This is a genomic window from bacterium (assembly GCA_030654305.1).
Taxonomy (GTDB): Bacteria; Krumholzibacteriota; Krumholzibacteriia; order LZORAL124-64-63; family LZORAL124-64-63; genus PNOJ01.
In genome coordinates, this window is record JAURXS010000285.1 from 1 (window position 1) to 2,492 (window position 2,492).

4 protein-coding genes are annotated in these 2,492 nt (G+C 72.3%); all 4 read right to left on the reverse strand.

Going from position 1 to position 2,492, the window contains the following annotated elements; genetic code table 11:
• A partial coding sequence (locus Q7W29_08210; GenBank protein ID MDO9171800.1) for a hypothetical protein occupies positions 1 to 257 on the reverse strand: 257 nt, incomplete at its 3' end.
• A 16-nt stretch (positions 258 to 273) separates the two neighbouring features.
• The gene (gene lipA, locus Q7W29_08215) at positions 274 to 1,185 is read right to left on the reverse strand and encodes a lipoyl synthase (GenBank protein ID MDO9171801.1); all 912 of its coding nucleotides are present in this window, start codon (positions 1,183 to 1,185) and stop codon (positions 274 to 276) included.
• 7 nt (positions 1,186 to 1,192) lie between these two features.
• The gene (locus Q7W29_08220; protein MDO9171802.1) at positions 1,193 to 2,044 is read right to left on the reverse strand and encodes an MBL fold metallo-hydrolase; all 852 of its coding nucleotides are present in this window, start codon (positions 2,042 to 2,044) and stop codon (positions 1,193 to 1,195) included.
• 129 nt (positions 2,045 to 2,173) lie between these two features.
• Positions 2,174 to 2,492 (reverse strand): 3-deoxy-7-phosphoheptulonate synthase (locus tag Q7W29_08225; GenBank protein MDO9171803.1); only part of this gene is annotated, 319 nt, incomplete at its 5' end.

Here is a 2,492-nt window from a genome sequence, read left to right on the forward strand (position 1 = left end):
CGCGAGCGCATCCAGACGAAGTCGAGCGTCTCCTGCGGGTCCAGGGCCCAGACCTGCAGCGAGTCGCCGTCGACGAGGTGGGCCGCCGTCGTCGCCACGCCCAGCAGCCGCTCGCCCAGCGCACGCTCCAGGCTCGCCGCCGCCGAGGCGTGCAACCGCAGCAACGCCAAGCCGACGGCCGCCAGCACCGCCAGGTAGACGGCGGCGCCGGCCAAGAACCGACGCTTCGCTCCGGCGGGCCGGGGTGACGTCGTCATGACGTGTTCCGGGTGGTCAGGCGCCATGGTGCTGTTCGTGCCCTTCGGCCTGCTCGCGCGCGTGGTAGCTGGAGCGCACCAGCGGCCCCGCCTCCACCCAGCCCAGGCCGAGGTCGCGGCCCGCGTGGGCGAGTTCGGCGAACTCCTCGGGAGCGTAGAAGCGCAGCACGGGGTGGTGGCGCGGCGTCGGCTGCAGGTACTGGCCGATGGTCAGGATGTCCACGCCGTGGTCCACGCAGTCGCGCATCAGCGCCAGGACCTCGTCGCGCTCCTCGCCGAGCCCCAGCATGATCCCCGTCTTGACCCGCAGCGGCACGCCCTCGGCCGCGGCCCGCTGCTTGGCGAGCTTCAGCAGGGTCAGCGAGCGCTGGTAGACGGCCTGGGGCCGCACCTCGGCGTAGAGCCGCGGCACCGTCTCGAGGTTGTGGGCCAGGACCTCGGGGCGCGCGTCGAGCACCTTCCCTATTTGTCGCGGATCGCCGAGGAAGTCGGGCACCAGCACCTCGACGCCGCAGCCGGGGTTCAGCCGGCGGATCCAGCGGATCGTGGCGGCGAACTGGGCCGAGCCGCCGTCGGGGTGCTCGTCGCGGTTGACGGAGGTGACGACCGCGAACTTCAGCCCGAGGTGGCGGACCGTCTCGGCCACGCGGCGCGGCTCGTCGCGGTCCAGGGGGTCGCCCGGGCCGGTCAGCACGTTGCAGAAGGTGCATTTGCGGGAGCAGACGTGCCCCATGATCATGAACGTCGCGGTCTTGTTGCTGAAGCACTCGCCGCGGTTGGGGCAGTTGCCGCTCTCGCAGATGGTGTTCAGCTGGGCGGTGCGCAACAGCTGCTTCACCTCGTTGTAGGCGTCGCCGCCCTTGCGCGGCGCCTTGACCCACGCCGGCTTCTCGAGATGGTGGCGTCGCACGCTCTTGACGGTGCCCACGCGGCTCCTAGCGTTCGGCCAGGGTGAAGGGGCCGACGGTCTCGAAGTTCCCGTCGCGGAAGGCCACCTGCGCGCACTCGACGTCGGCGTCGTGCTCGAAGACCAGCACGTGGCCCTCCTCGGCGGCGCGGCTCAGGTAGGACTTCTTCTCCTCGAGGGTCAGCAGCGGGTTGAGGTCGTAGCCCATGATCCAGGGCACGCGCACCTGGCTGGCCAGCGGCACCAGGTCGCCGCAGAAGACGACCACGGCGTCCCCGGTGCGGAACTCCACCATCTGCTGCCCCGGGGTGTGCCCGTGGACGGGCAGCACGCGCACGCCCGGCAGGATCTCGCGGGCCCCGTCGACGAGTTCGAGCAGGCCGGCCTGCCGGACCGGCTCGAAGTCGTCGGGGCGGAAGCTGGCGCGGTCGCGCTCGGTCGGCTGGTGCGCCCAGCGCCACTGCTTCTCCTGCACCCAGTGGCGCGCCGACGGGAACATCGGCTCCAGGCCGTCGCGCCCCTGCCGCACCGTGCCGCCGGTGTGGTCGAAGTGCAGGTGGGTCAGCACCACGTCGGTGATCGCGTCGGCCGAGACGCCCGCGGCGGCGAGCTGGCCCACCAGGTGGCCGGCGCTGCGCTCGATGACGTAGATGTCCTTGTGCTTCTGCTCCCAGCGGTCGCCTAGCCCCGTGTCCACCAGCACGCGGCGGTCGCCGCACTCGGCGAGCAGGCAGCGCACGGTCATGCGGATGCGGTTCTTGTCGTCGGGCTCGTGGTGGCGCGACCACATGGTGCGCGGCACGACGCCGAACATGGCGCCCCCGTCGAGGCGGAAGGTGCCGTCGGTGAAGGCGCGGAAGTGCCAGTCGCCTCGTCGCATCTCGACTCCCGGTTCGGTCGTGGCTCCCGAATCCTTCGTTTCCCCTTGGCGCCGTCGGGCGGCGCCGTGCCACAGGGTAGCGCCCGGGGATCCGGCGGGCAACCGTTCAGAGCGGCAGACCGGCGGGACTCAGCCCGCGTCCAGGGTACGCCCCACCGCCTCGGCCAGCGGCCGCAGCCCCGTCATCAGCTCCTGGAATCCCTCCGGCGTCAGGCTCTGGTCCCCGTCCGAGAGCGCGCGGTCGGGATCGGGGTGGACCTCCACCATGATCCCGTCGGCGCCGGCCGCCAGGGCCGCGCGCGCCAGCGCCGGCACGTAGGCCCGCACGCCGGCGGCGTGGCTCGGGTCGACGATCACCGGCAGGTGGCTGAGCGACTTGATCACCGGCACCGCCGAGATGTCGCAGGTGTTGCGCGTGGCCTTCTCGAAGGTGCGGATGCCGCGCTCG